General features: G+C 70.7%; 25 protein-coding genes, 1 rRNA gene and 2 pseudogenes. 19 read left to right on the top strand and 9 right to left on the bottom strand.

Going from position 1 to position 26,866, the window contains the following annotated elements:
- The 10 genes from rrf to AB0N16_RS10760 all read left to right on the top strand — a co-directional run.
- Nucleotides 1-88: ribosomal RNA gene (rrf, locus tag AB0N16_RS10805) — 5S ribosomal RNA — on the top strand; the annotation flags it as partial.
- 85 nt (nt 89-173) lie between these two features.
- Entirely contained in the window at nt 174-818 is a 645-nt protein-coding gene (locus AB0N16_RS10800) for an HAD family hydrolase (RefSeq protein WP_365795185.1), read from the top strand.
- Between the two features lie 92 nt (nt 819-910).
- A complete protein-coding gene (locus AB0N16_RS10795; protein ID WP_365795183.1) occupies nt 911-1,645 on the top strand; it encodes a VC0807 family protein in 735 nt (244 codons plus the stop codon).
- A 191-nt stretch (nt 1,646-1,836) separates the two neighbouring features.
- Nucleotides 1,837-3,057, top strand: coding sequence for an MFS transporter (locus AB0N16_RS10790; protein ID WP_365795181.1), 1,221 nt, complete (start codon nt 1,837-1,839; stop codon nt 3,055-3,057).
- The gene (locus AB0N16_RS10785; RefSeq protein WP_365795179.1) at nt 3,008-4,180 is read left to right on the top strand and encodes an acetoin utilization protein AcuC; all 1,173 of its coding nucleotides are present in this window, start codon (nt 3,008-3,010) and stop codon (nt 4,178-4,180) included. Before AB0N16_RS10790 ends, AB0N16_RS10785 begins: the two co-directional genes overlap by 50 nt.
- Before the next feature lie 84 nt (nt 4,181-4,264).
- Nucleotides 4,265-5,080 (top strand): phosphatase, encoded by an 816-nt coding sequence (locus tag AB0N16_RS10780; protein ID WP_365795235.1) that lies wholly within the window; start codon nt 4,265-4,267, stop codon nt 5,078-5,080.
- Nucleotides 5,081-5,210: 130 nt separating this feature from the next.
- On the top strand, nt 5,211-5,420 hold the full coding sequence (locus AB0N16_RS10775) for a helix-turn-helix domain-containing protein (RefSeq protein WP_067299677.1): 210 nt from the start codon (nt 5,211-5,213) through the stop codon (nt 5,418-5,420).
- A 129-nt stretch (nt 5,421-5,549) separates the two neighbouring features.
- Complete coding sequence (locus AB0N16_RS10770; protein WP_003948845.1) at nt 5,550-5,648, top strand: AURKAIP1/COX24 domain-containing protein; 99 nt, start codon at nt 5,550-5,552, stop codon at nt 5,646-5,648.
- Between the two features lie 188 nt (nt 5,649-5,836).
- The gene (locus AB0N16_RS10765) at nt 5,837-6,898 is read left to right on the top strand and encodes an NAD-dependent epimerase/dehydratase family protein (protein ID WP_365795177.1); all 1,062 of its coding nucleotides are present in this window, start codon (nt 5,837-5,839) and stop codon (nt 6,896-6,898) included.
- A 13-nt stretch (nt 6,899-6,911) separates the two neighbouring features.
- Nucleotides 6,912-7,991: a lysophospholipid acyltransferase family protein gene (locus AB0N16_RS10760; protein ID WP_365795175.1), complete on the top strand. Its 1,080-nt coding sequence runs from the start codon at nt 6,912-6,914 to the stop codon at nt 7,989-7,991.
- A gap of 144 nt (nt 7,992-8,135) precedes the next feature.
- Here the strand turns inward: AB0N16_RS10760 and AB0N16_RS10755 are convergent, their stop codons facing one another.
- The 3 genes from AB0N16_RS10755 to AB0N16_RS10745 form a co-directional block, all read right to left on the bottom strand.
- Nucleotides 8,136-9,389, bottom strand: a complete 1,254-nt coding sequence (locus AB0N16_RS10755; protein ID WP_365795173.1) for a DUF5667 domain-containing protein — start codon at nt 9,387-9,389, stop codon at nt 8,136-8,138.
- 234 nt (nt 9,390-9,623) lie between these two features.
- The gene (locus tag AB0N16_RS10750) at nt 9,624-10,409 is read right to left on the bottom strand and encodes an ECF subfamily RNA polymerase sigma factor, BldN family (protein ID WP_351741286.1); all 786 of its coding nucleotides are present in this window, start codon (nt 10,407-10,409) and stop codon (nt 9,624-9,626) included.
- A 550-nt stretch (nt 10,410-10,959) separates the two neighbouring features.
- Nucleotides 10,960-11,913: an HAD-IB family hydrolase gene (locus AB0N16_RS10745; RefSeq protein WP_365795171.1), complete on the bottom strand. Its 954-nt coding sequence runs from the start codon at nt 11,911-11,913 to the stop codon at nt 10,960-10,962.
- A 127-nt stretch (nt 11,914-12,040) separates the two neighbouring features.
- Here AB0N16_RS10745 and AB0N16_RS10740 point away from each other — a divergent pair, with 127 nt between their 5' ends.
- The 6 genes from AB0N16_RS10740 to hemB all read left to right on the top strand — a co-directional run bounded on the left by AB0N16_RS10740 (nt 12,041) and on the right by hemB (nt 18,952).
- Nucleotides 12,041-12,316: a glutaredoxin family protein gene (locus tag AB0N16_RS10740; RefSeq protein ID WP_365795169.1), complete on the top strand. Its 276-nt coding sequence runs from the start codon at nt 12,041-12,043 to the stop codon at nt 12,314-12,316.
- A gap of 280 nt (nt 12,317-12,596) precedes the next feature.
- Nucleotides 12,597-13,352 carry a redox-sensing transcriptional repressor Rex gene (locus tag AB0N16_RS10735; protein ID WP_365795167.1) on the top strand — a complete coding sequence of 252 codons (756 nt, stop codon included), beginning with the start codon at nt 12,597-12,599 and terminating at the stop codon, nt 13,350-13,352.
- Nucleotides 13,349-15,076: a glutamyl-tRNA reductase gene (locus AB0N16_RS10730; protein WP_365795165.1), complete on the top strand. Its 1,728-nt coding sequence runs from the start codon at nt 13,349-13,351 to the stop codon at nt 15,074-15,076. Before AB0N16_RS10735 ends, AB0N16_RS10730 begins: the two co-directional genes overlap by 4 nt.
- Nucleotides 15,073-16,032, top strand: a complete 960-nt coding sequence (gene hemC / locus AB0N16_RS10725) for a hydroxymethylbilane synthase (protein WP_365795163.1) — start codon at nt 15,073-15,075, stop codon at nt 16,030-16,032. Before AB0N16_RS10730 ends, hemC begins: the two co-directional genes overlap by 4 nt.
- On the top strand, nt 16,029-17,735 hold the full coding sequence (locus AB0N16_RS10720; protein WP_365795161.1) for a uroporphyrinogen-III synthase: 1,707 nt from the start codon (nt 16,029-16,031) through the stop codon (nt 17,733-17,735). The genes hemC and AB0N16_RS10720 overlap by 4 nt, the downstream gene beginning before the upstream one ends.
- A 224-nt stretch (nt 17,736-17,959) precedes the next feature.
- Complete coding sequence (gene hemB, locus AB0N16_RS10715) at nt 17,960-18,952, top strand: porphobilinogen synthase (protein WP_365795159.1); 993 nt, start codon at nt 17,960-17,962, stop codon at nt 18,950-18,952.
- Nucleotides 18,953-18,961: 9 nt separating this feature from the next.
- Here the strand turns inward: hemB and AB0N16_RS10710 are convergent, their stop codons facing one another.
- Nucleotides 18,962-19,681 (bottom strand): DUF4232 domain-containing protein, encoded by a 720-nt coding sequence (locus AB0N16_RS10710; RefSeq protein ID WP_365795157.1) that lies wholly within the window; start codon nt 19,679-19,681, stop codon nt 18,962-18,964.
- Between the two features lie 183 nt (nt 19,682-19,864).
- Here AB0N16_RS10710 and AB0N16_RS10705 point away from each other — a divergent pair, with 183 nt between their 5' ends.
- On the top strand, nt 19,865-21,262 hold the full coding sequence (locus tag AB0N16_RS10705; RefSeq protein WP_365795155.1) for a helix-turn-helix domain-containing protein: 1,398 nt from the start codon (nt 19,865-19,867) through the stop codon (nt 21,260-21,262).
- Here AB0N16_RS10705 and AB0N16_RS10700 read toward each other — a convergent pair.
- The gene (locus AB0N16_RS10700) at nt 21,208-21,408 is read right to left on the bottom strand and encodes a hypothetical protein (protein ID WP_365795153.1); all 201 of its coding nucleotides are present in this window, start codon (nt 21,406-21,408) and stop codon (nt 21,208-21,210) included. The two genes, AB0N16_RS10705 and AB0N16_RS10700, sit on opposite strands and share 55 nt — an antisense overlap.
- A gap of 306 nt (nt 21,409-21,714) precedes the next feature.
- Here AB0N16_RS10700 and AB0N16_RS10695 point away from each other — a divergent pair, with 306 nt between their 5' ends.
- A complete protein-coding gene (locus AB0N16_RS10695; RefSeq protein WP_365795151.1) occupies nt 21,715-22,908 on the top strand; it encodes a PLP-dependent aminotransferase family protein in 1,194 nt (397 codons plus the stop codon).
- Between the two features lie 19 nt (nt 22,909-22,927).
- Here AB0N16_RS10695 and AB0N16_RS10690 read toward each other — a convergent pair whose 3' ends face one another.
- The 3 genes and pseudogenes from AB0N16_RS10690 to AB0N16_RS10680 form a co-directional block, all read right to left on the bottom strand.
- Nucleotides 22,928-23,701, bottom strand: a complete 774-nt coding sequence (locus AB0N16_RS10690) for a DUF4253 domain-containing protein (protein WP_365795149.1) — start codon at nt 23,699-23,701, stop codon at nt 22,928-22,930.
- An 89-nt stretch (nt 23,702-23,790) separates the two neighbouring features.
- A pseudogene (locus tag AB0N16_RS10685) lies at nt 23,791-24,015 on the bottom strand (helix-turn-helix transcriptional regulator); the annotation flags it as partial.
- Between the two features lie 36 nt (nt 24,016-24,051).
- A pseudogene (locus AB0N16_RS10680) lies at nt 24,052-24,261 on the bottom strand (helix-turn-helix transcriptional regulator); the annotation flags it as partial.
- Between the two features lie 222 nt (nt 24,262-24,483).
- Between AB0N16_RS10680 and AB0N16_RS10675 the strand changes: the two are divergent.
- Nucleotides 24,484-24,933, top strand: coding sequence for a peptidoglycan-binding domain-containing protein (locus AB0N16_RS10675; protein WP_365795147.1), 450 nt, complete (start codon nt 24,484-24,486; stop codon nt 24,931-24,933).
- Nucleotides 24,934-24,959: 26 nt separating this feature from the next.
- Here the strand turns inward: AB0N16_RS10675 and argS are convergent, their stop codons facing one another.
- Nucleotides 24,960-26,717: an arginine--tRNA ligase gene (argS, locus tag AB0N16_RS10670; protein ID WP_365795145.1), complete on the bottom strand. Its 1,758-nt coding sequence runs from the start codon at nt 26,715-26,717 to the stop codon at nt 24,960-24,962.
- Nucleotides 26,718-26,866 lie beyond the last annotated feature (149 nt).

The following is a 26,866-nucleotide window of genomic DNA, read 5'->3' as shown; positions in this document are numbered from 1 at the left end:
CGGTTACATTCCGAACCCGGAAGCTAAGCCTTACAGCGCCGATGGTACTGCAGGGGGGACCCTGTGGGAGAGTAGGACACCGCCGAACAAATTTTAGGAAAGGCCCACGCCGTTACGGCGTGGGCCTTTCTGCGTTTACGGGTGTTTTTGTGGGTGCGTTTAAGCTCGGTGGTATGCGCTACGACCTGGTTATCTTCGACAACGACGGCGTCCTCGTCGACAGCGAGCCCATCTCCAACCGGCTCCTGGCCGCCTACCTCACCGAGCTGGGACATCCCACCTCCTACGAGGACTCCATACGGGACTACATGGGATCCGCGATGCACCGGATCCATGACCTCGTTCAGGAGCGCACCGGACAGCGGCTGCCCGACGACTTCGATGACGTCTTCCATGCGCGGGTGTTCGCCGCCTTCGAGGCCGAGTTGAAGCCCGTCGCCGGGGTGGCGGAGGTGCTTGAGCGGCTGGTGGCCGACGGGGTGCCGTACTGCGTGGCGTCGTCCGGGAGTCATGAGCGGATTCGGGTGGGGCATCGGACGACCGGGCTCGACCGGTGGTTCGACGAGTCACGGATCTTCAGTTCGCAGGACGTGGGGAGGGGGAAGCCGGCACCGGACCTCTTCCTGTACGCGGCCGAGCGGATGGGTGTCGCGCCGGGGCGTTGTGCCGTCGTGGAGGACAGTCCGCTGGGTGTGCAGGCCGCTGTCGCGGCCGGCATGGACGTGTACGGGTTCACGGCCATGACACCGGTCGACCGGCTGCAGGGCGCCACGCAACTCTTCTCCGACCCGGGGCAATTGGCTGACCTGCTGGAATGACCGAGGGCAGTACGGCGGGGCTGACAATTGTCATGCCGAGCTACGGACGAACGTTTCTACTGGGGCCCCCGCCCGGACGCGAAGCTGGGGGCATGACGAAGACGACGAACACCGGGGCCCGGAACAGCGACCAGGACAAGCAGCAGCCCAGCGTGCTGGAGAACTTCAAGCCGCTGATCGTGGACGTGGCGGTTCCCCTCGGGTCGTACTACCTCTTCAAGGGCGCCTTCGGGATGAGCACGTTCGCGGCGCTCGCCTGGAGCAGTGTGGTGCCGGCTCTGCGGACGGTGTGGAGCGTGGTCAAGGAGCGCCGGGGCAACGCGTTTGCGGGGCTCATCCTGCTGGTGAACCTGGTCTCGCTGGCGCTGAGCTTCGTCTCCGGCGACCCGCGGCTGATGCTCGCCAAGGACAGCGGGGTCAGCAGCGCGATCGGGATCGCGATCCTGGTGTCGGTGGTGATGGGCCGGCCGATGATGACCGAGGGGCTCAAGCCGTTCGTGCTGAAGGGCGACGCGGCCAGGGAGGCGGCCTTCGAGCGGCTGCGGTCCGAATCCGCCGCGTTCCGGCGGTCGGAGCGGGTCTACTCTCTCGTGTGGGGCGTGCTGCTGCTCGCCGAGTGCGTGGTGCGGATCGTGGGGGCCTACACGCTGCCCGTGGACACCATGGTCTGGCTCGGCACGGTCATCCTGGTCAGCGCGATCGGGATCGGGATGGTGGTCGGCGGCGGGCTCGCCGCCGAGCCGATGGCCCGGATGATCTCCGCCGAGGTGAAGGCCGCGGAGGAGGCGGAGGACAGCGTGAAGCGACAGGTGGCTGTCGCCGCCTGACACCGCTGGACAGACCCAGCTGGACAGACCCAGCTGGACAGACCCAGCTGGACAGACCCAGCTGGACAGACCCAGCTGGACAGACACCACTGGCCGAACCACTGGACCGGCACTGCCGAAGGTAAAGCTGAAGGAAATTCATCTTTGGCTGGATCTACCCACGAGTACGCCGGGGCCCTACGCTCGCCGCCATGACAGATGTGCTGCGGCGCGGTAGGGCCTCGTTGGCGTTCAGCTTCTTCACGCAGGGTGCCACTTTCGCGCTGCTCGTGACGCGCATCCCCGCCATCCAGGACCGGTACGGCGTCTCCGACGCGCTGCTGCCGGTCTTTCTCGCCGCCGTGCCGATCCTGGCCGGCGTCGGCAGTGTGACCACCGAGCAGCTGGTGAGGCGAATACGGCCGAGTCGGCTGCTGCGCTGGTCCCAGCCCGTGGTGATGCTGGCGCTGCTCGGGGTGGGGGCCGGCGGGCAGGTGGCCGAGCTGGCGGTCGCGCTGGCCGCGTTCGGGCTGGCGGTCGGGGCGTTGGACGCCTCGATGAACATGCTCGGGGTGAGCCTGCAGCGGACGTACGGACGCAGCATCATGCTCAGCTTCCACGCCGCCTACAGCCTTGGTGGGATTCTGGGGGCCTCGTTGGCCTGGGTGGGGGCGCACTGGCATCTCGCGCTGTGGGTGTCGTACCTGCCGGTCGTCGCCGTGCTGTTGCCGGCCGCGCTGGTGGCGAGCCGGTGGTTTGTGGACGGCAAGCCGGCGGAGGACGCCGAGGTCGGGGCGGGCGCCGGTGCGGGCGGTGGTGTCGTCTTCAAGCTGCTGCTGCCGCTGTGTCTGGTGATGACCTTCGCCTACATCGGTGACTCGACCGTCTCCAACTGGAGTGCGAAGTATCTGAAGGATGTGCTGGGCAGCAGTGAGCAGCTGGCCACCGTGCCGTACAACGTGTACATGGTCACCACGCTGGTCGGGCGGGCCATCGGGGACTTCGGGGTACGGCGGTTCGGGGCCGTGGCGGTCGTACGGCTGGGGGCGCTGGTGGCGGCGGTCGGGTTCGCGGTGGTGGCGGGGGCGTCCGGGGCGTGGGTGGGGATGGTCGGGTTCACTCTGCTGGGGCTGGGGTTGTGCGTACTGGTGCCGCAGACCTTCGCGGCGGCCGGGCGGTTGTTCCCGGGGGATTCGGATGCGGCCATCGCCCGGCTGAACATCTTCAACTACGTCGGGTTCCTGATCGGTTCGCCGTTGGTGGGTGCGCTGGGCGACGCGTGGAGTTATCGCGGGGCGATGCTGGTGCCGATGGTGTTGGTGCTGGTGACGTTGGTGTACGCCCGTTCGTTCGCGACTCAACCGGACCGATACGGTGGCGGACATGAGCGGCCGCGCACAGCTGATGTGGGACGAGGCAGTAACGGGCTATGACTTCGGTCCGGGTCATCCGATGGATCCGGTCCGGCTGGCGTTGACCCGGACACTGGTCGATGCGTTCGGGCTCGACCGGGTGGTGGACGTCGTCGCGGCGAAGCCGGCCGGGGAGTCGACGCTGCGGCTGGTGCACCGGGAGGACTATGTCGAGGCGGTGAAGGCGGCCTCGGCCGATCCCGCGGCGGCTGATCAGTCGTACGGGCTGGGGACGGCGGACGATCCCGCGTTCGCCCGGATGCACGAGGTGTCCGCGTTGATCGCGGGGCAGTCGGTGGGGGCGGCGGAGGCGGTGTGGCGGGGAGACGTCGATCACGCCGTGAACTTCGCGGGTGGGTTGCACCACGCGATGCCGGGGACGGCTTCCGGGTTCTGCATCTACAACGACGCCTCGCTGGCCATCGCCCGGTTGCTGGAGCTCGGGGCCGAGCGGGTCGCGTATGTCGACGTCGACGTGCATCACGGGGACGGGGTGCAGGCCACGTTCTGGGAGGATCCGCGGGTTCTGACGATCTCGCTGCATGAGCACCCCCGTACGTTGTTCCCGGGGACCGGCTGGCCCCAGGAGGTCGGGGCCGGGGCGGGGGAGGGCTCCGCGGTGAACGTGGCGCTGCCGGCGGGGACCGGGGACGCGGGGTGGTTGCGGGCGTTCCACGCGGTGGTGCCGGAGCTGGTCGCCGGCTTCCGGCCGCAGGTGCTGGTGACCCAGCACGGCGCCGATACGCATTTCGAGGATCCGTTGGCCCATCTCGCCGTCTCACTGGATGCGCAGCGGGCTGTGCAGGTCGCCTGCCATGAGCTGGCGCACGAGTACGCCGGGGGGAAGTGGGTCGCGTTGGGGGGTGGGGGGTACGAGGTGGTGGATGTGGTGCCCCGGTCGTGGACGCATCTGGTGGCGATCGCCGCGGGGCGGGAGATCGCGCCTGAGGCGCTGGTTCCCGAGGGGTGGCGGCAGGAAGTGTTCGCCCGGACTCGGCAGTTGGGGCCCGGTCGGATGACGGACGGGCGGTGGCCGGTGGAATGGGCGGAGTGGGAGGCGGGCTACGACCCCGCTGACCGCGTGGACCAGGCGGTGCTGGCTACCCGGCGGGCTGTGTACCCGCTGCGGGGGTTGTTGGCGTAGGGGTGGGTGGATCGTTACGCCAACCGTGGGGTGTTCCTCCGGTTCTGGGCTTTTCGGGCGGCTGGGTCCGTCACCATCTCTGGGGTGTCGAGTGGTGGTGGGCTTCGGGATTACCTGGTGGCTGTGGGGCTGGCGGGGGTGGTGGCTTCCTCCCGCGAGCGGAGTCTTCGGCGTTACCGGTTGTTCGCGGATCGGGATCCTCGGGTGTTGATCGGTATTGATCCGCAGGGAGGGTGGAGCGAGCGGGATTTGGTTCGGTTGATGGCGGGCAAGTGTGGGGTTTCGGACGATCCTCGGTGTGTTTCAGGGCATGATGTGATCGATCCGGAGCTGACCGTCGCCGCGCTGGATTCCTTCGCGGAGCGGGTGGCGCACGCCGCCCGGCGGCGGGCGCCCGTGTTGTTCGGGACCGGGCATCCGCATCGGCTGATCGGCTTCTACGCCGGTCTCGCGCACGCGTTGTCGGCGGCGGGGTGTGAGGTCCTCACCCCTGCGCAGGGTCGCTGTGTCGACATAACGACCCGGTTCGGTCTACGTACGTGCAACCTCGATTACGTACAAGGTGTCGGGTTGGTGCGGGAATCGGGAGGTGAACGCCCCGGTTGTGCGCCGGGTACGCACACGCACTCACCGCTGCCGGTTCGGGTGGCGCTGGATGCGGCGGCGGGCGGCGGCGGGCGGTTGCCCGAGCTGGTGGTGGGGGACCACGGGTGGGTCTGCGGTGCTGGTCAGCTCGGGTTTGAGGCCATTGGGCTGGCGGATACGGATGACCCCGCGCTCTTTGTGGGCGAGGCCGAGGGGGTCGTGTCCGTCGCCGTTCCGGTTGATGACGGCGTGCGGTCCGATTACTACACGCCCCTTACCCGCTACGTACTCAATCGAGCGTGTCTGTCACAGTAGGCCGCCGATGGGTGCACCTCTTCCCCACTCGCATCACCCGCCCCTACATTGGGGAGTGAGCACGCAACGACGAAGAGTCACCGGAAGGGGAAGCCGGTGGCCCGTCGAGTGCGGAAGGTTCAGGTGTGTCATGGCAGCTGGCGAGAGGCCTCTCAACGAGGTTGTGTTCCTTACCGTGGCGGAGGTCGCCGCGGTGATGCGAGTGTCGAAGATGACCGTGTACCGGCTGGTGCACAGCGGTCATCTGCCCGCTATCCGGGTGGGGCGGTCCTTCCGCGTCCCCGAGCAAGCGGTACACGAGTACCTTCGCGAGAGCTATGTGGGGGTGGAGACCGCCTGACGACGGTTTCGGGATACCCGGAGCACCTCGATTACGACCTCAGCGCTCGGGCGGGTAGGCTAGCCCCTCGTAGGTCGTATGGGCCCATGGCGCCCAGCACCGAGTGATGAGAAGTGAGCGAGGGTAGTCGTGGGCTCTGTTATCAAGAAGCGGCGCAAGCGGATGGCCAAGAAGAAGCACCGCAAGCTGCTCAAGCGCACGCGCGTTCAGCGCCGTAACAAGAAGTAATTACGGCGCCGAGCCGCGAGAGCTTGTATGTGGCCCCCCACCAGTACGGTGGGGGGCCACACGCATTTTCCGGCCGCGACGGCTCGCCCTGGCCTGCAGGGGGCATGCCAGCGCAACATCAACCCGCTAAGTTGGCCCGCATACGGGAACTACGGGTACTACGGGAACACGGAAGAAGGGCGCTGATCTTGGGGAAGGTCGTGCTTGTGACCGGAGTGGCCCGTCAACTTGGGGGCCGGTTCGTACGACGGATCCAGCGTGACCCCGAAGTGGACCGGGTCGTCGCCGTGGACGCGGTGCCGCCGGAGCACCACCTGGGCGGGGCCGACTTCGTCCAGACCGACATCCGACAGCCGGCCATCGCCCGCATCCTCGCCGAGACCGGCGCCGACACCGTCGTCCACATGGACGTGACCGGTACGCCGCTCGGCAGCGGGAGCCGGGCCACCGTCAAAGAGACCAACGTCATCGGGACCATGCAGCTGCTCGGCGCCTGCCAGAAGTCGCCCGGCGTCAAGCGGCTGGTGATCAAGTCCAGTACGAACGTGTACGGCTCCGCGCCGAAGGATCCCGCCGTCTTCACGGAGACGACCCCGCCGAAATCGCTGCCCAGCGGCGGGTTCGCCAAGGACACGGTGGAGGTGGAGGGGTACGTGCGGGGGTTCGCCAGAAGGCGGCCGGACGTGGCCGTGTGCGTGCTGCGGTTCGCCAACATTCTCGGGCCGACCGCCGATACCCCGCTCGCCTCCTACTTCTCGCTCCCCGTGCTGCCCACCGTCTTCGGGTACGACCCCCGGCTGCAGTTCGTGCACGAGGACGATGTGATCGACGTCCTGCGGATCGCCGCGCACGAGCCGGCGCGGGGAACCCTGAACAGCGGCACGTTCAATGTCGCGGGCGACGGTGTGCTGTTGCTCTCGCAGTGTTCGCGGCGGCTGGGGCGGCCCACCGTGCCGTTGCTGCTGCCGGCGGTCACCTGGGCCGGGTCCCTGGTGCGGACGCTCGGCATGAGCGACTTCTCGCCCGAGCAGATCCGGTTGCTGACGCACGGTCGGGTGGTCGCCACCGACCAGATGCGCGAGACGCTGGGATTCCGGCCGAAGTACACGACGGCGCAGACGTTCGCGGACTTCGTGCGCGCCCAGGCCACGGGGCTGCTGCCGCCACAGGCGGTGGCCGCCGCCGTCGACCGGATCGCCGCCCTGCCCGTCCTGAGCGGCGGGAAGACACCGACGCAGAGCGCCAACTGAGGAGCGCAACACGATGGCGGACGCCAAGGTCATTCCGTTCGACGACGACCGGTCCCGCGGGGCTGCCGTGCAGCGGCCGGCCCGGCGCCGGGGCCCGGGGAACCGGCGCAAGGGCGGCGGCGAGCAGGCGGTGGTGCGCGAGTCCGGGGTGGTACGTGAGGTCCAGCCTCTCGCCGCGCGGATCCCCGCGCAGGAAGATGTCCATGTGACCCGGGAGAGCCCTGAGACGGGCGCGGAGGAGCCGCACGACGACGCCGGTCTGGAGCAGCGCGTCGCACGCGGTCTCGCGTTTCTGCGCCGGCGCCTGACCGGGGACTACGAGGTCGACGACTTCGGGTACGACGAGGAGCTGACCGACCAGGTCCTGATGTCCATGCTGCGGCCGGTGTACGAGAAGTACTTCCGCGTCGAGGTGAAGGGCATGGAGAACATCCCGGCCGAGGGCGGCGCGCTGATCGTCGCCAACCACTCCGGGACGCTCCCGATGGACGGGCTGATGATGCAGGTCGCCGTGCACGACCATCACCCGGCGAATCGTCACCTCAGGCTGCTGGCGGCCGACCTGGTCTTCGTGCTGCCGGTGGTGAACGAACTGGCGCGCAAGCTCGGACACACGCTCGCGTGCGCGGAGGACGCCGAGCGGCTGCTGGGGCAGGGTGAGCTGGTCGGGGTGATGCCGGAGGGGTTCAAGGGCATCGGGAAGCCGTTCAGCGAGCGGTACAAGCTCCAGCGGTTCGGGCGGGGCGGGTTCGTGTCGACCGCGCTGCGGCAGGGGACGCCGATCATTCCCTGCTCGATCGTGGGGGCCGAGGAGATCTACCCGATGCTCGGCAACGCGAAGACGTTGGCCCGGGTGCTGGGGATCCCGTACTTTCCGCTGACGCCGACGTTTCCCTGGCTCGGGCCGCTCGGGGCGGTTCCGCTGCCGACGAAGTGGACGATTCAGTTCGGGGAGCCGATCCGTACGGACGGCTATCCGCCGGAGGCGGCCGAGGATCCGATGCTGATGTTCAACCTGACGGATCAGGTGCGCGAGCAGATCCAGCACACGCTGTACAAGTTGCTGGTGCAGCGGCGGTCGGTGTTCTTCTGAGCGCGATGCGCTGAGTGTCGCCTGCGGGACCGGTGGGGGGTTGGTCGCGCCCACGCGGCGGAGCCGCGTACCAGATACAGCCCCGCGCCCCTGAAAGGGGCGCTGAGGGCGCCCCTCGTGTGGAGGGGCGCCCTCGGGAACCCGCTAGTTCGACGCGTCCTCGCTGTCGATGCCCAGGCCCGGTAGGAGGCCGGGGAGGAGCGGGGGCAGGGTGACGTCCGGTTCGCTGGTCGGGCTCTTTGACGGGGACGCGCTGCTGCCGCCCGAACTCCCGGTCTTCGGGGGGTCCAGGAGGCCGCCCGCGGCGCCGCCGATCAGGCCGTCGTCGGCGCTGCCGGAGGCCGAGCCGCTGGGGCTGCCGGTGCCGGACTCGTGGCCCGAGGAGGAACTGCCCGAGGACGACGGGGCCGTCGACCGGTGGCTGCCGGAGGTGCCGGTGGACGCCCTGCCGGTGCCCTGTTTGCCGGTGCCGCCGCCGGTCTCCTGGGGCGGCTGGGGGAGCAGGGACTGCAGCGGGGCGACCTCTTCGTCTATGGCGTCGAAGACCGACGACACCTGCTGGCTGACGTCCCCGAGCTGGACCGGGAGCTTGTCGCGCAGCGCGCCCCAGGCCTCGCGGTGGGACTGGGCGAAGGCGGAGAGGGCCTGCATGGGGCCCAGCGAGTTCGGATCGCGCTCGTAGGCCTCGTGCAGCAGCCGGTGGCCCTCGGTGACGTCGTGCTGCATACCGGACAGGGTCCGGCGGATCTCACCGATGGACTCGTGGTCGAGATGGCCGCCGCGATCACGGTCCATCAGCCGCCGGGCCTCCATCAGCCTGGTCGAGGCCTGGTCGAGGTAGGTCTGGCCGCGCTGGTCGTCGCCGTCGGCCAGATAGTTGAGCTTGAAGTCCTCGATGCCGCGTTTGAGGCCGTACAGCGAGTCGCCGGGCAGGGCGCCGGAGCTGGCGGCGGCGACGCCACCGAAGGCTCCGGCAGCCACGCCGACGCTCAGGCCACCCGCGGCCAGCCCCTTGGTGAGCCGGGAACGCGGTCGCAGTTTGCCCAGCGGGCTGGCCCGGTGTGCGCCCTTGGACCGGTGGGAGCGCTGCTCGGGAAGCGACGCGTCCGCCGCCCCGCCCAGGGTGCCCTCCGCCAGCATGGCCTCCATCGCGGCCACCAGCTGGGCCCGGTGAACGACCTTGACCTCCGGGTCGAGCACCGGCTTGGGCAGTGCGGCGAGCCCTGTCGCCAGGGCCAACAGCTCGCCCGGCTCGGTCCGTTCGGCCCGGTCCGGCGTGGCCGGCGGATCGCCCGCCGGCCCCTCGGACCGCTCGGCCGCCGGGTCCCGGTCGGGCTGCTCCTCCAGGGCCTGGGCGAAGGCGTTCGCCCGCCGGTGCGCCGATACGTTCGCGATCACTGGCGGCACCTCCTCTCGTCATGACGGTCGACTCCCCAGGGGGTCCTGAGGGTTGCACGCCCTCGACCAATTCACACGATCGTGTGATCAGGGTCTTGCTGGACGTGACCACAGGGAGCCTGTATCCCGCACAACGAGCGGCTCGGCACTTGGGTTACGGACGACCGGTGATCGACTGAGAAAGGCAACAGGCTTTCACGGAGCGTGAGTTGGGTATCGCCGAGTGTGCCCGGCTCAGCGTGCGTCGTCCGGGAGGAGCCGGGCGAGAGTGCGCACGGCCCGGTACTGGAGGGTCTTGATGGCGCCCTCGTTCTTGCCCATCACGCGGGCGGTCTCGGCGACCGAGAGGCCCTGGAGGAAGCGGAGCGTCACGCACTCCTGCTGCTGGGGATTGAGTCGTCGTACGGCGTCCAGGAGTGCCGCGTTCGAGAGGGACTCCAGGACGGAGTCCTCCGGGGAACGCTCGACCTCGTTGGCGTCGAGCATCTCACCGGTGGTGACCTCCAGCCGGAAACGGCTCGACTTGAAGTGGTCGGCGACCAGGTTGCGGGCGATGGTGACCAGCCAGGCGCCGAAGTCGCGGCCCTGCCAGGTGAAGGTGCCGATCCTGCGCAGGGCGCGCAGGAACGTCTCACTGGTGAGGTCCTCCGCGGTCGCCTTGCCGCCGACGCGGTAGTAGATGTAGCGGTACACGGTGTCGCTGTACTGGTCGTAGAGGCGGCCGAAGGCGTCGGACTCGCCGGCCTGGGCGCGCTCCACGAGGTCCATCATCCGGGCGCTGTCGCTGTCCGCGGCCGGGCGACGGGCGGTGGTCGCGGCGGTGCCGGTGGCACGGCCGCGTCTGCCGACGGCCGCCGTGCCGTCGGCCAGTGCGTAGCACGGGCCGATCGGTGCGGCGGTGGCGAAGGCGGGGACGGCGTACGCGGTCGGGACAAGGCCGCGCAGCGTCTCTTTGACCGTCGCGACAGTTGCGCGCAGCGTAGCCAGGCCCGAGGCGTCAACCCCGACGTGTGGGTACACGGGACTCCCAGAGGCAGAGCTTCCATCACGTGCAGTACGGAACCTTTCACCCGTCGTAGCGACGGAGGGGTACCGGTTTGCGTCTGAGGAGAATAACGCTTCGTGCAGGCACTGCTACACCGAGTTGCTCAAATCACCGATTGCGTCGCTTCTGTAACCGATTTGGGGTGGTTCAAGTGCCACAGAGTGATCGGTTGTTGATCAGAAAGATGCGTGTTGAGGCGGAGTCGAGGGCGTGTTGGGATGACGGCGCGATAATTCGGGCGCGCGAGGTTTGGGGCGCGAGGTTCGGGGCGCCGGGGTGTGCGGGTGCGGGTGCGGGTGCGGGTGCGGGTGCGGGTGCGGGGTTTCGCTTGCCGGCGCTTGCAGGGTGCCGCCTGCGCCCACCCGTGCCGCCCCAGCGGCACGACTGCCCGCAGGCTGGGTCGAGTGATAAGGCGCCCTCGGCTGCGGCGCCCCTTTAGGGGTGCGGGGAACTGCGCCAGCGGCCACAGGCCAGCCGCGGACGGGACACGGCCCGCAGTTCTACGGCGCTGTTCCGCCAGGCACGCTACCGGCGCCGTCGGCTCAGTGCGATCGCCGCCGCCGTGCCACCGGCCACCGCTCCCACCCCGGCCGCCGCCGGGATGCCCACCTTCGCCGCCTTGCGCCCCGTGCGGTAGTCGCGCAGGCGCCAGTCCATCTCCCGCGCGTGCTTGCGCAGCTTCGTGTCCGGGTTGATGGCGTACGGGTGGCCGACCAGGGACAGCATCGGGATGTCGTTGTGGGAGTCGCTGTAGGCCGCGCAGCGGGACAGGTCCAGGCCCTCGGCGGCGGCCAGGGCGCGTACCGCCTCGGCCTTCGCCGGACCGTGCAGGGGCTCGCCGACCAGCTTGCCCGTGTAGATGCCGTTCACCGACTCGGCGACCGTGCCGAGCGCTCCCGTCAGGCCCAGGCGGCGGGCGATCACGCCGGCGATCTCCACCGGTGCCGCTGTGACGAGCCACACCTTCTGGCCCGCGTCCAGGTGGGCCTGGGCGAGGGCGCGGGTGCCGGGCCAGATGCGCTCGGCCATGTACTCGTCGTAGATCTCCTCGCCGATGGTCTGGAGTTCGGCGACCCGGTGGCCCTTGACGATGGAGAGGGCGGAGTCCCGCGCGTCCTGGATGTGCTGCGGGTCCTCGACGCCGGCCAGCCGGAACCACGCCTGCTGCCAGGCGAACTTGGCCAGGTCGCGGGTCTCGAAGAACTTCCGCTTGTACAGGCCCCGGCCGAAGTGGAAGATCGCGGCGCCCTGCATGACCGTGTTGTCGAGGTCGAAGAACGCGGCGGCCTTGGTGTCGCCGAGCACCGGGAAGTCCGGTTCTCCGGCGTCCTTGGACAAGGTGTGCCCGGTCGACGCCGACGCGTCCTCGGCCAGGGCTTCCTGGCTCTTGCGCGCGGCCTCCGCCGAGGCCTCGCCTGCCAACACGCTCCGCGCCGTGGCGGAGCGCCTACGGGGAGTGAGCCATCCGAGAGCGGCCATGTCGTGAGCATAGCCAGTCTGTTCGGTGGTCCCGGAGTCGCGGGAGTTGGATGGGTGTGAACTCTCCGCGACCGGTCCGTTAAACAAGGCGTCGAACAGGGCGTGGCAGGGCGGGAGAATGGACCGCATGAGTCCTCTCTTCGGCCGCAAGGCACCTCCGTCTCGTGCGCGTTTGGTCACTCTGATCCGTAAGCCGGGCTGTCATTTGTGCGATGACGCACAGGTCGTGGTCGAGAAGGTGTGCGGCGAGCTGGGGGTGCCCTGGGAAGGGAAGGACATCACCCAGGATTCACAACTGCACGATCTGTACTGGGAGCAGATTCCGGTCGTACTCGTCGACGGTGAACAGCACACCTTCTGGCGTGTGAACGAAGAGCGCCTCCGCAAGGCACTGACTGACTAGTCCAAACGGGCTCCAAAGTCGCTTAGGATCGACGGCGGCTTGGTCTCGGGGGCGGGATTCGTGAGGAGTGTGTACTGTTTTGCCCCCATCCGAGATGGAGCGCGAGCGTGTGTGCGCCGGTTCCCCGCGACTGCGCCGGGGGCGCGTGACCCCGGTCACGTTGGCCGGGCAAATCGGACACAATCTTTGTGCACGCGTTCACAAAGACATAGCCTGCTGTCGACGGGGCGGTCTGGGAACGTGTGACCGTCCGCAGCCCCGCTCTACCCGCAGGAGCACCGTGGCAACTGGCCGAACTCACCGACCGGCGACCCGCAGCCGAGGGATCCCCGAGGCCACCGTCGCCAGGCTTCCGCTGTACCTCCGGGCGCTGACCGCACTGTCGGAGCGCTCGGTCCCCACGGTCTCCTCCGAGGAGCTGGCGGCCGCCGCGGGGGTCAACTCCGCGAAGCTGCGCAAGGACTTCTCCTACCTGGGCTCGTACGGAACGCGCGGTGTCGGCTACGACGTCGAGTATCTCGTCTACCAGATCTCCCGTGAGCTGGGCCTGACCCAGGACTGGCCGGTGGTGATCGTCGGTATCGGTAACCTCGGCGCCGCTCTCGCCAACTACGGCGGCTTCGCCTCCCGCGGCTTCCGGGTCGCGGCCCTGATAGACGCCGACCCGGCGATGGCAGGAAAGCCGGTCGCGGGTATTCCGGTGCAGCACACGGACGACCTGGAGAAGATCATCACCGACAACGGTGTGTCGATCGGGGTCATCGCCACGCCCGCCGGTGCCGCCCAGCAGGTCTGTGACCGGCTCGTGGCCGCCGGCGTCACCTCCATCCTGAACTTCGCGCCCACCGTGCTGACCGTCCCGGACGGCGTCGACGTGCGCAAGGTCGACCTCTCCATCGAGCTGCAGATCCTCGCCTTCCACGAGCAACGCAAGGCCGGCGAGGACCACGAGGGCACGGTCGCGTCCGTCGCCGCCCACCAGGAGTCCACCGAGCAGGGACCCGACGGGGACGTACCCGCCGTGATGCCGGCATGAGTCTCCTCGTCGTCGGGCTGAGCCACCGCAGCGCCCCGGTCAGCGTCCTGGAACGGGCCGCGCTCGCCGCGGACGCCCAGGTCAAGCTGGTCCAGGACACGGTCGCCGCCGAACCGGCCGGCGAGGCCGCGGTGCTCGCCACCTGCAACCGCATCGAGCTCTACGCCGACGTGGACAAGTTCCACGCCGGAGTCGCCGAGCTGTCCACGCTGCTCGCCCAGCACAGCGGGGTCGGTCTCGACGAGCTCACTCCTTATCTCTACGTGCACTACGAGGACCGGGCCGTCCACCATCTGTTCTCGGTGGCCTGCGGGCTGGACTCGATGGTCGTGGGCGAAGGACAGATCCTCGGGCAGATCAAGGACTCGCTCGCCCTGGCGCAGGAACTCAACAGCGCCGGCCGGCTGATGAACGACCTCTTCCAGCAGGGGCTGAGGGTCGGCAAACGCGCCCACGCCGAGACCGGGATCGACCGGGCCGGACAGTCCGTTGTCAGCTTCGGCCTGGAGCAGCTCGCCGCCGGTACCGACGTCGAGGCCTGGGCCAAGGGCAAGAAGGCGCTGGTCGTCGGCGCCGGCTCGATGTCCTCGCTGGCCGCGGCCACGCTGGCCCGGGCGGGCGTCGCGGAGATCGTCGTGGCGAACCGGACGTACGACCGCGCCGCGCGCCTCGCCGAGATCCTCAACGACAGCGACGACACGGACGTGGTGGCCCGCGCGGTACCGATGGACTCGGTGCCGGTCGAGCTGACACGTGCCGACGTCGCCGTCTCCTGTACCGGGGCCACCGGGCTGGTGCTGACGGCCGAGGCGGTCGCCGCGGCGGTCGAGGGGCGGACCGGCGAGCCGGTCGCCGAGATCGAGGACGACCGTCCGGCGCAGGGCGCCCCGAAGCTCCCCGCCACCGGCCTCCCCGGCACCGGCCTCCCCGGCACCGGCCTCGGCGCCGCCGACGAGAACTGCCCGCTCGACCTCACGGCCGAACAGAGCGGTTTCTCCGTGATGGGCGAGGCCGCCGTCGCCGGGATGGCCGCCGCCGAGCTGGAACAGCACGCGGCCTGGGTGGACAACGGCACCGTCGACATCCGGGAGGCCGGGCGCCGTACGCCCGAGGCCGACGCGGAGCTGATCGGCGCGCTCGCCGCGACCGCCACCCGGCTGGGGCGCATCCCCGAACTGCGCAGGCCCGAGCCGGTCGCGGGTCTCGCCCGGCCCGCCCCCGCGCTCTTCCTCCTCGACCTCGCCATGCCCCGCGACATAGACGCGGCCGCGCACCGGCTGGCCGGGGTGCGGCTGGTGGACATCGAGTCGCTGGCGGAGGCGTCCGCGGACGCCCCCATGGCGGCCGACGTGGACCAGGTGCGACGGATCGTCGCCGACGAGGTGGCCGCCTTCGGGGCGGCGCAGCGGGCCGCGCACATCACGCCGACCGTGGTCGCCCTGCGCACCATGGCGGCCGACGTGGTGGCCGGTGAGATCGCGCGGCTCGACGGGCGCCTGCCCGACCTGGACGAACGGCAGCGCGGAGAGATCCGGCAGGCCGTGCACCGGGTCGTCGACAAGCTCCTGCACGCGCCGACGGTACGGGTCAAGCAGCTGGCGGCGGAGCCCGGCGGCGCCGGGTACGCGGACGCGCTGCGGACCCTGTTCGACCTCGACCCCGAGACGGTGGCCTCCGTCTCGCGGGCCGTGGACAGCACAGACAAGAAGGACCGACAGGAATGAGTGACAACCCACTGCGACTGGGGACCAGGCGATCCAGACTCGCCCTGGCCCAGTCCGGGCGAGTGGCGGAAGCCGTGAGCCAGGTGACCGGACGGCCCGTCGAGCTCGTCGAGATCACCACCTACGGCGACATCTCCCGCAAGCACCTCGCACAGATCGGCGGCACGGGTGTCTTCGTGACCGCCCTGCGGGACGCGCTGCTGCGTGGCGAGGTCGACTTCGCGGTTCACTCGCTCAAGGACCTCCCGACCACGCAGCCCGAGGACCTGGTCCTGGCCGCCGTACCGGTACGCGAGGACCCGCGTGACGTGATCGTCGCCCGGGACGCGCTGAAGTTCACCGACCTGCCCCGCGGTGCGCGCATCGGCACCGGTTCACCGCGCCGGATGGCGCAGCTGAACGCGTACGCACGCACCCACGGCCTGGACGTCGAGACCGTCCCGGTCCGCGGGAACGTCGACACGCGGATCGGATACATACACGACGGCGAGCTCGACGCCGTGGTCCTGGCCGCGGCGGGACTCAGCCGCATCGGCCGCATCGACGAGGTGACCGACTTCCTGTCGGTCGACACGGTTCTGCCCGCCCCCGGCCAGGGGGCACTGGCGATCGAATGCGCCGCGGACAACGCGTCGCTGATCGCCGCGCTCGGGGAACTCGACGACCCGTTCACGCGGGCCGCCGTGACCGCCGAGCGATCACTGCTCGCCGCCCTGGAGGCCGGCTGCTCCGCCCCTGTGGGCGCGCTTGCCGACCTTCTGGCCGACGGGCAGATTGTCAAGGAAATGCGCCTGCGTGGCGTCGTCGGCACGATCGACGGCACACGGATGGTGCAGTTGTCCACCACCGGTCCCGTGCCCGAGACAAACGACCAGGCGACGGCGCTCGGTCGCGAACTCGCCTCCGAGATGCTTGCCCAGGGCGCGGCCGGTCTAATGGGGGAGCGAGCACAGTGAGCCCCACCAACCTTCCCGCCGGCCTTGAACACGGGCACGTCACCTTCCTGGGTGCCGGACCCGGGGATCCGGGACTGCTGACCTTGCGTGCCGTGGAGGCTCTGTCCAGCGCGGACGTCCTGGTCGCCGAGCACGACGTGCTCGACGTGATCAGGGGCCACGCCAGGCAGGGCGTCTCCGTCGTACCCATGAATCCGGGTTCCTCGTCGGACCCGTATCAGGGCACAGGCACGCCTCAACTGACGGTTGTTGACGGAGCGTCAACAACCGCTGCGCTCCCGCCCACGCGGGATGCCGCTCATCTTGTCATGGAGGCCGCACGGGGCGGCAGGCGGGTCGTCCGTGCGGTGTCCGGGGACCCGGGACTAGATACGTACGCGACCGAGGAAATGCTCGCCTGCGCCGCCGCCGGTGTGCCCTTCGAGGTCGTGCCCGGTGTCGCGGCGGCGGTCGGCGTACCCGCGTACGCCGGTGTGCCGCTGCGGGACGCCCAGGGCGCGGACGTCCGCTTCGTGGACGCCCGTACGGCCTCCGACCGGTGCTGGACCGAGGTCGGCGCCTCGGACGGCACGGTCGTGGTGTCGACGACCCTCGACTCGGTGGCCGCGGCCGCCGGGGAACTGGTCGCCGCCGGCCGCAAGCCCGACACCCCGATGACGGTCACGGTCGCCGGTACCACCACCCGGCAGCGGACCTGGACCGCCACCCTCGGCACGGTCGCCCAGACCCTGAAGCAGGCGAAGGCGCTGCCCTCGCCGGACGGCGGCCGCCCGGTGATAGCCGTGGTCGGTGAGCGGTCGTCCGCCGCCCAGCGCGACCAGTTGTCGTGGTTCGAGTCCAAGCCGCTGTTCGGCTGGAAGGTACTCGTGCCGCGGACGAAGGAGCAGGCGGCGACCCTCTCCGACCAACTGCGGTCGTACGGCGCCGTGCCGCACGAGGTGCCGACGATCGCCGTCGAGCCGCCGCGCACGCCCCAGCAGATGGAGCGCGCGGTCAAGGGTCTGGTCACCGGGCGGTACGAGTGGATCGCCTTCACCTCGGTGAACGCGGTCAAGGCCGTACGGGAGAAGTTCGAGGAGTACGGGCTCGACGCACGCGCCTTCGCGGGCATCAAGGTCGCGGCGGTCGGCGAACAGACCGCGAAGGCGCTGGTCGCCTTCGGCGTGAAGCCGGACCTGGTGCCGTCGGGCGAGCAGTCCGCCGCCGGACTCCTCGAGGACTGGCCGCCCTACGACCCGGTCTTCGACCCGATCGACCGGGTGTTCCTGCCGCGCGCCGACATCGCCACGGAGACGCTGGTCGCCGGGCTCATCGAGCTGGGCTGGGAGGTGGACGACGTCACGGCCTACCGGACCGTACGGGCGTCGCCGCCGCCGGCCGACACCCGGGAGGCGATCAAGGGCGGCGGCTTCGACGCGGTGCTCTTCACGTCGTCGTCCACCGTGCGGAACCTCGTGGGTATCGCCGGGAAGCCGCACAACGTGACGGTCATCGCGTGCATCGGTCCGGCCACGGCCAAGACGGCCGAGGAACACGGGCTGCGGGTGGACGTGATGGCTCCGGAGCCGTCGGTCGGGAAGCTGGCGGAGGCGCTGGCGGAGTTCGGGCTGCGGCGGCGCGCGAGCGCGCTGGAGGCCGGGGATCCGGTGACGCGGCCGAGTGAGCGGCGACCGGGGGCTCGGCGGCGGCGTAGCACTACGTGAGTTGGGCCGCGGGGGGTCTGGGGGCTGCGCCCCCGGACCCCCTTCTTTTGTGGGTGGGTGGGGAACTGCGGGCCCGGTGGGGGTTTGTCGCGCCCCCGCGGCGGTAGCCGCATATCGATACAGCCCCGCGCCCCTATCAGGGCGCGTCGTCGGCCCTCGTTCGCCAGTAGGCACCGACGCCCCGTCGGCAAGTGCGGCCAGGTGACGGGCGTAGCGTAGGGGACATGACGAAGTACGGCTCCTTTCCCGGCACGCGGCCGCGTCGGCTGCGGACCACCCCCGTCATGCGGCGCATGGTCGCCGAGACCCGGCTGCACCCCGCGGACTTCATCCTCCCGGCGTTCGTCCGCGAGGGCGTGACCGAGCCCGTGCCGATCACCGCCATGCCCGGCGTCGTCCAGCACACCCGGGACAGCTTGAAGAAGGCGGCCGCGGAGGCCGTCGAGGCGGGGATCTCCGGGATCATGCTGTTCGGCGTGCCGGAGGAGGGCAAGAAGGACGCCCTCGGCACCCCCGGCACCGACCCCGACGGGATTCTCCAGGTCGCGCTGCGGGACGTGCGGGCCGAGGTCGGCGACGAACTGCTCGTGATGTCCGACCTGTGTCTCGACGAGACGACCGATCACGGCCACTGCGGGGTGCTCGACGCCGAGGGGCGCGTGGACAACGACGCCACCCTGGAGCGGTACGCCGAGATGGCCCAGGTACAGGCTGACGCCGGCGCCCATGTCGTCGGGCCCAGCGGGATGATGGACGGGCAGATCGGCGTCATCCGCGACGCGCTCGACCAGATCGGGCGCGAGGACGTCGCGATCCTCGCCTACACCGTCAAGTACGCCTCCGCCTTCTTCGGCCCCTTCCGCGAGGCCGTCGGATCCTCGCTGCAGGGCGACCGCAAGACCTACCAGCAGGACCCCGCCAACGCGCGGGAGTCCATGCGGGAACTGGCCCTGGACCTGGAGGAGGGCGCCGACATGGTGATGGTCAAGCCGGCCGGGCCCTACCTCGACATCCTCGCCCGGGTCGCCGACGCAGTGGACGTGCCGGTCGCCGCCTACCAGATCTCCGGCGAGTACTCGATGATCGAGGCCGCCGCCGAGAAGGGCTGGATCGACCGCGACCGGTCCATCCTGGAGACCCTGACCGGTATCAAGCGCGCCGGCGCACAGAACATCCTCACCTACTGGGCGGTCGAGGCCGCGCGGATGCTGGGCTGAGACCCCGGATCACCAGTCGAGGGCGTCGTTGCGGTCCTGCTGCCAGTACGTCACCCGCAGCGAGCTGTCGTAGTACACGCCCTTCGCGGGCAGCGACGGTGTCGCCGAGGCACCGCCGCTGCTGTTCGGGGTCATGCCCTGGAAGGCGACGGCCAGCTTGCGGCCGGTCGTACCGCCGTCACCGCTGCCGTCGGCCGCGGACAGCAGCGCGCCCGCGTACCCCGACTCGCCCGGGGCGAGGGTGGTGACCGCCTGCGGGTGGGTCTCCTCGGCGGCCTGCGGGACCCACTGCATCTCGTCGAAGCGGAGCACGGGGTAGTAGGTCAGATAGCAGGTCCTGCTGCCGGTGTTCTTCACCGTGATCAGCATGTGGTTCAGCGGGCGGGAGAGCGGCTGGACGGTGACGGCGGTGTTGGAGCCGTTGCAGAGGACGGGGGCGGACTTGCCGCCGCCGTCCCCGCCGACGCTCGGCGTCTTCGTGGTCGTGTCGCTCACGGGCGCGGACGTGGACTTGCCGGTTCCGGTCCCGGTACCCGTCCCGGTGCTCGTGTCGCCGTCGGCGGTTGCCGAGGGCTTCGGTGCGGGTGCCGTCGGCGTCGACGCGGTCGTCGTCGACCCGGACGCTCCCTCGTCTCGTGTGCCCGTTCCGTTCTCACAGGCCGTGAGGGCGAGGGTGGCGACGGCGGCGCCGGTGGCGGCGAGCAGGCGGACACGGCGGGCGGTGCGCATGTCGAATCCTCTTTCGAGTGGTGGCGTGCTTGGATGGCCACAGCCTGCGGGCCGCTCCGTCCCGTCCGCCACAGCTGCCGGACGATCAGGGACGCTGGAACGGTCACACCGGCTTTGACCTGGGAGAACATCCCTCCCCTGGAACGCGGGATCGGGATGTGGGGGACGGGGGACGGAGGAACCGTGTCGGACGACGCTGCGGGAAGCGGTTTCGCGGAGTTGCTGCGGGAGCTGAAGGACCGCTCGGGACTGAGTTACGGCACGCTCGCCAAGCGGCTGCACATGAGCACCTCGACCCTGCACCGCTACTGCAACGGGGACGCCGTACCGGCGGACTACGCCCCTGTGGAACGCCTCGCCCGGCTGTGCAAGGCCGGCCCCGAGGAACTCGTCGAACTGCATCGGCAGTGGGTGCTGGCGGATGCGGGACGGGGGCGGAAGGCGGACGCGCCGGAGAAGGCGGAGAAGCCGGAGAAGCCGGAGAAGGCGGACGCGTCGGAGAAGCCGGAGAAGGCGGACGCGTCGGAGAAGCCGGCCGAGGCGGTTGTTACAGCGGAGCCGGAGCCGGTGTCGGACCCGGAACCGGCGGTGGTGCCGGACCCGGAACCGGCGGTGGTGCCGGAGGCGGACGTGGAGGTGGTGGTCGGGCCGGGCGTCGCCGGGCGTGGTCGTCGTACTCCGCGGCCCGCCCTCCTCGCCGGGATCGCGGTCGTCGTCCTGCTCGGCGCCGCCGTCACCGCCGTACGGCTGCCCTCGGGCGGGACGGACGAGAAGAACGCGGGGCCCGCGGGCGCCACCGCCGCGGCCGGCGCCGCTCCGCATGGCACGCGCCGCTCCTCCGGGGCGCCCACGGCCACGTCGTCCACTGCCTCGCGGACCCCCTCCGCCGCGTCCTCGGCCCCGGCCGCCGGTCCGGCCGAGTCCACCGCCTCGGCCGGTTCCTCGCCCACCGCGGAGGACAGCACGGCCGCACCCCCGCTCGCCGTCAACACCCAGCCCTACAGCTGGGAAAGCCCCTGCTCCCAGCACTACCTGATCGACCGGGCCCCGGACCACGTGGCGCCGCCGCCGCTGGAGTCCGACGCGACCGCGTGGGTGACCGCGCACCAGGCGGTCTCCTCGGGGGAGCAGTACGTCACGCTGACCGTGCAGGGCACCAGCTCCGGGTCCGTGGTGCTGGAGGGGCTCACGGTCCGTACGGCGGAGCGGAGTTCGCCGCTCGCCTGGAACGACTACGCGATGGGATATCCGGGCGTCGGCTGCGGCGGGAACGTACCCACCCGCTCCTTCACCGTCGCCCTGGACGCGATGCGGCCGGCGGTCGTGCCGGAGGCGGGGCACCGGGACTTCCCGTTCAAGGTGAGCGAGTCGGATCCCGAGGTGTTCTACATCAGGGCCGACGCCTCGGCGTACTCCGTGGGCTGGTATCTGGAGCTGTCCTGGTCCAGCGGCTCGCGGCACGGGACGCTGCGGATCGACGACAAGGGGCGGCCGTTCCGCACCAGCGGGAGCAACGGGCGGCCCGCCTACGAGTTCCCGCTGGGCGGCGAGGCCTGGCGGACCGCGTCGTCGGCGGGGTGAGACAGGGACACGGCGGAGGGTCCCTCGTCGCGTACGCCCTCGCCGTCCCGGCAGCCGCTGAGGGCGGTCGCGGCGACCAGCGCCAGGGCGGCCACCGCCAGGAGACGGCGGCGGCCGGCGGCCGGGGTGGGGCGCGTGGCGGACATGCGAGGGCTCCCTTGACGTCGTCGGCGTGCTCGGCGTGCTCGGCATGGTCGGCGATCTCGGTATGCCCTCAGCCTGTGGGGCGGAGGGCCCGGACCGCCAGACCTCACCGGTGATTCGGGACGAGTGAGCCCGGTCCACGCCTCCGACCTGCACGGATCCCACTCCATGGGACGGCGGGACGGGACGCCCGCCTATCCGGATCCAGGGCCCGGGCGCCCTTCGTCCGTATCGCGGAATCAAGGGTGTAGACGGCATCCACCTCTCTAGGCTCCGGCCAAGACGAGGATCAGACTGAGGAGCCGTCCATGACCGTCACCAGCCCACCAGCCGCCCTGCCGCCGCTCGCGGCCCGTGCCCGTACCGTCGGCGGGTCGCCGGTGCGGGAGATCCTCGCGGTGACCGCCCGCCCCGAGGTGATCAACTTCGCGGGCGGGCTGCCGGCGCCCGAACTCTTCGACCGGGAGGGCATCGCGGCCGCCTTCCGGACGGTGCTGGAGGAGTCGGCGGAACGGGCCCTGCAGTACTCGACGACGGAGGGCGAGCCGGCCCTGCGAGCCGGGCTGGCGGCACGCGTCACCGCACAGGGCCTGCCCACCGACCCCGACGACCTGCTGATCACCACCGGCTCCCAGCAGGCCCTCTCCCTTCTGGCGAGCGCACTGATAGACCCCGGCGACACGGTCCTCGTCGAAAGCCCCTGCTATCTGGCGGCACTTCAGGTCTTCGGGCTGGCCGGCGCCCGGATCCTGCCCGTCCCGGGCGACGCGGACGGCGTCAACCCGGCCGCCCTGGAGGAACTCGTCCGCGCCGAGCGGCCCAAACTCCTCTACCTCGTCCCGACCTTCCAGAACCCCACCGGCCGCACCATGTCCGCCGCCCGGCGCGCCGCCCTCGCCACCACCGCCGCCCGGCACGGCCTGTGGATCGTCGAGGACGACCCCTACGGCGAACTGCGCTACGACGGCGACCGCGTCCCCTGGATCGCGTCCTTCCCCGACGCCGCGGACCGGGTGGTCCTGCTCGGCTCCTTCTCCAAGGTGATGGCCCCCGGCCTGCGCCTCGGCTGGCTCCGTGCCCCCGGCACCCTGCGCCGCGCCTGCGCGGTGGCCAAGCAGGCGGCCGACCTGCACACCCCCACCCTCAACCAGCTCGCCGCCGCCCGGTACCTGGACGTCCTGGACGACCATGTCGCGAAGGTGCGCGCTGTGTACGGCGCGCGCCGGGACGCCATGCTGGCCGGCCTCGCCGACGCCCTGCCGGCCGGCTCCACCTGGAACCGGCCCGAGGGCGGCATGTTCCTCTGGGCCCGGCTCCCGGAGCCGTACGACACCACCGCCCTGCTCCGCCGGGTGATGGACCACGACGTGGCCTACGTCCCCGGTGAGCCCTTCTACGCCGCCGACCCCGACCGTTCCACCCTGCGGCTGTGCTTCGTGACCCAGACACCCGAGGAGATCGAGGAGGGGCTGCGCAGGCTGGCCGCGGGGCTCAGCGGCTGAGCCCCGCGGCTGAGGCGGGTCAGTCCCACCAGAAGTGCCACAGCCGCTCGCCGACCAGCTGCTCGGCGTACGACGACAGGGTGTCGTCGGCGCCGGGCAGCACGCGGTACGGGCAGAACGCGAAGTGCTCGGCGGCCACCGCCTCCGCCTCGTCGAGGTCGGCGGGCGGTGCGGCCACCGAGACGGCGAGATGGTCCAGGCCGAGGGCGACCACCCGTATCCCGAAGCGGTCCTCCCAGGAGCGCAGTACCGCGCACAGCCGGGCCACGTCCTCCTCGTAGTTCACCGGCCCGCTCCAGCCGATGGCCGCCGGTATGTCCGCGCTGCGCCGGGCCGACACCAGCGCCAGATGCGGCTCCTTCAGCCAGGGCCGCCCCTGGCTCAGCACGTCGGCGACATCGGCGGCCCGCGCGTCCGGGTCGGCGACCAGCGTCGGGGCGAGGGCCAGCCCCGGCCACTCCTCGCCGTCCGGCGGGTCCTCCTCCCAGTAGTCCTCCAGCACCTCGTCGGCGTCGTGGTCCCCGGGGTACGACGTCTCCTCGGGCGCGAACTCCCAGTCGTCGACCTCGGTCACGTCGATGAGCACCGGCAGCAGCCCCGCGCGGGCGGCCGGGGCGCCCAGCGCCGTCCAGGTGCCGGGACTGGCGGGCTGCCCCGCGTACCACAGCAACGGCTGGTGCCACGGGCCGTCGAGGGTCTCGTCCAGCAGTGTGCCGGGCGGGAGTTGGAGCCCCAGGGAACGACCACTCGGGTCGGTCGCCAGCTTGGGCAGCGGGTTGGGAAGAGTCGCCATGCCACAGACTGTAAGGGCGGCCACTGACAACGGCGTTGGCGGCCACGTGACGCGGCCGGTCAACCCCCGCCGTACCCCTGCGCCGCGACCACCTCCCGCAGTGCCAGACAGCGCCCCGCCGGCTCGCCGGCCAGGGCGCACAGCTGCTCCACGGCCGCACGCGGCGGCAGGGCACGGCCGCCCAGATAGCGCTGCCAGGACGACTTGCTGAACGTCGTCCGCGCCGCCAGCCCCGCCAGACTCAGCCCGGTGCGGTCCCGTAACACGCGCAGGGCGGCGGGCACCGCCTCCGCGCCGCCGCCCCGGGCCGCCACCTCGTGCAGCGCGAGCAGCCCCACCGGATCGCCGCCGCCGAGCCGGGCCAGCGCCGCGACCGCCTCCGGGGGCGGAAGCGAACGGCCCGCCAGATAGCGCTCCCAGGACTTCGGGCTGTATCCGGTGTGCGACGCCAGCCGGTGCAGACTCAGCCCGCTGCGCTCCTTCAGCCAGCGCAACCGGACGATCAACTGCCGTAGGCATGGCTCCAGTTCGACAGGCAGCGCTTTCCCATGACGCGGCATGATCCCCCGATCGTCGTCCCTGTCCGGCTGACGGATCGGGCGCGGTGCCCGTATGAGTCCGGCGGTGGCCGTCCTGTCGTACCGCCGCGGCGGGCGGCTTTCGCGCAGGTCAACGGGTACGGCGTCCCGCCCGGCCGTCACTTGTGGGGGAGGTGTGGCTTCCGCCGTCGTCCGGCCCGCACGCTCGTGTCGATCTGTTCTCGCGACCGGAAAGAGGAACGCATGCGATCGAACGTCATGGCCAGGACCCTCGTCAGTGTCGCCGCAGTGGCGGGGCTCGCCGTCGGCGGCCTGGCGACCGCGGGCACGAGTTTCGCGGCCTCGCAGGCGGCCGCCAAGGCGGCGGTGAGTTCCCGGACCGCGGCCATCCAGGCGGTGAACAACCTCGGCCTGGACACCGCCCACGCCGTGAACTGGCAGTGCTGGCTGGCCAGGTGGGGCTACAACCCCGGCACCATCGACGGGCAGCTGGGCACCAACAGCTGGAAGGCGGCTCAGCAGATGTTCAACGACCAGGGCCTCGGCGCCGGCACCGTCGACGGGGTGGTCGGACCGAACACGATCAGGGCGCTGCAGCGCTACCTGAACCAGTACGGGTACAACCTCGACGTCGACGGCGTCGCGGGACCGGCGACCAAGGCCGCGTTCTGGGACTTCAACGCCTACTGCTGAGCCGCCCGGACGACCCGGGCGGCCTCTCAGAGCCGCTCGGGCGTCCGGATGCCCAGCAGGGCCATGCCCTGGTGGAGCGTGCGGGCCGTCAGGTCGCACAGGAGGAGACGGTTCTCCACCTGGGCCGGGGTGTCGGCCTTCAGCACCGGGCACTTGTCGTAGAACGACGTGTACAGCGACGCCAGCTGGTACAGGTACGCGGCCAGCTTGTGCGGGGCGTACTCCGCCGCCGCCTCGAAGACCGTGTCGCCGAACGCGTCCAGGTGCAGGCCCAGCGCCCGCTCCGCCGCGTGCAGTTCCAGCTCCGGGTGCGCGGCGGGCCGGACGTCCCCCGCCTTGCGGAGGATCGACTGGATACGGGCGTACGCGTACTGGAGGTAGACGGACGTGTCGCCGTTCAGCGAGACCATCTGGTCCAGGTCGAACTTGTAGTCGCGGTTCGGCGACGTCGACAGGTCCGCGTACTTCACGGCCCCGATGCCGACCTGGGCGGCCCGCTCCTGGATCTCCTCCTCCGTGAGGTCCTGCGCCTTCTCCCGCACCACCTCGGCGGCCCGCTGCACCGCCTCGTCGAGCAGGTCCTCCAGCCGTACGGTCTCGCCCGCACGCGTCTTGAACGGCTTGCCGTCCGCGCCCAGCACCGTGCCGTAGCCCATGTTGTGCGCGGTCACGTCGTCGGTGAGCCAGCCCGCCCGCCGCGCCGTCTCGAAGACCATCTTGAAGTGCAGCGACTGCCGCACGTCCACGACGTAGAGCAGCGAGGTGGCGTGCAGGTCGGTGACCCGGTTGCGGATCGCCGTCAGGTCGGAGGCCGCGTAGCCGAAACCGCCGTCCGCCTTCTGCACGATCAGCGGGACCGGCTGGTCGTCCTTGCCCCGGATGTCGTCGAAGAAGACGACGAGCGCGCCCTCGGAGCGGACCGCGACACCACTCTCCTCCAGGAGGCGGGCGGTCTCCGGCATGCCGTCGTTGTACGCCGACTCGCCGACGATCTCGTCGTCCCGGATCTCCATGTCCAGCTTTTCGAAGACCGAGTAGAAGTAGACCTTCGACTCGTCCACGAACCGCTGCCAGAGATCGAGGGTCTCCTTGTCGCCGGACTGGAGGGCGACCACCCGCTTCCGGGCCCGCTCCTTGAAGTCCTCGTCCGCGTCGAAGACCGACCGGGAGGCCTTGTAGACCCGGTTCAGGTTCGACATGGCCTGCTCGCCGTCCGTGTCGGTCTCCGCGGACAGCTCGTCCGGGTTCTCGATCAGGTACTGGATGAGCATGCCGAACTGGGTGCCCCAGTCGCCGATGTGATGCCGGCCGATCGTCCGCTCACCGGTGAAGTCGAGCATGCCGCGCAGGGCGTCGCCGATCACCGCGGACCGCAGGTGGCCGACGTGCATCTCCTTGGCCACGTTCGGCTGGGCGTAGTCGATGACCGTGATGCCCGGGTTCGCCTTGGCCGCCACGCCGAGCCGGTCGCCGTCCGCGTACCGCGCGGCCAGGTTCTCGGTGATCGCCTTGTCGGAGAGGGTGATGTTGAGGAAGCCGGGGCCGGAGACCTCGACGTCCTGGACCAGGTCCGCGCCGGTGACGATGTGGGAGACGACCTGCGTCGCCAGTTCCCGGGGGTTGGCCTTGGCCTTCTTGGCGAGGGCGAGGATGCCGTTCGCCTGGAAGTCGGCCCGGTCGCTGCGTCGCAGCAGCGGGTCGACGGCGGCCTCCGGCAAGGTTGCCGAGAGGGCGTCCGCGAGACGCTGATTGACGAGATCGGTGAGCGACGTGACCGAGGCCATGGGGTGGGAGCCGTTCTCCTCGTGGGTGCGGGTAGACGGGACCAGTATTTCATGGGGGGTAAAGGGGTTTTTGCGGGTGAGAGCTCGGGGGGTGGTGGGGGTGCCGGGTGCGGCGCCGGGGGGCCGGTCGCGCCCGCGCGGCGGAGCCG

This window comes from Streptomyces sp. NPDC051105, from assembly GCF_040682795.1.
Lineage (GTDB): Bacteria > Actinomycetota > Actinomycetes > Streptomycetales > Streptomycetaceae > Streptomyces.
Note: the sequence above shows the minus strand (reverse complement) of the source record. Positions and strands in the feature narration are given on the sequence as shown.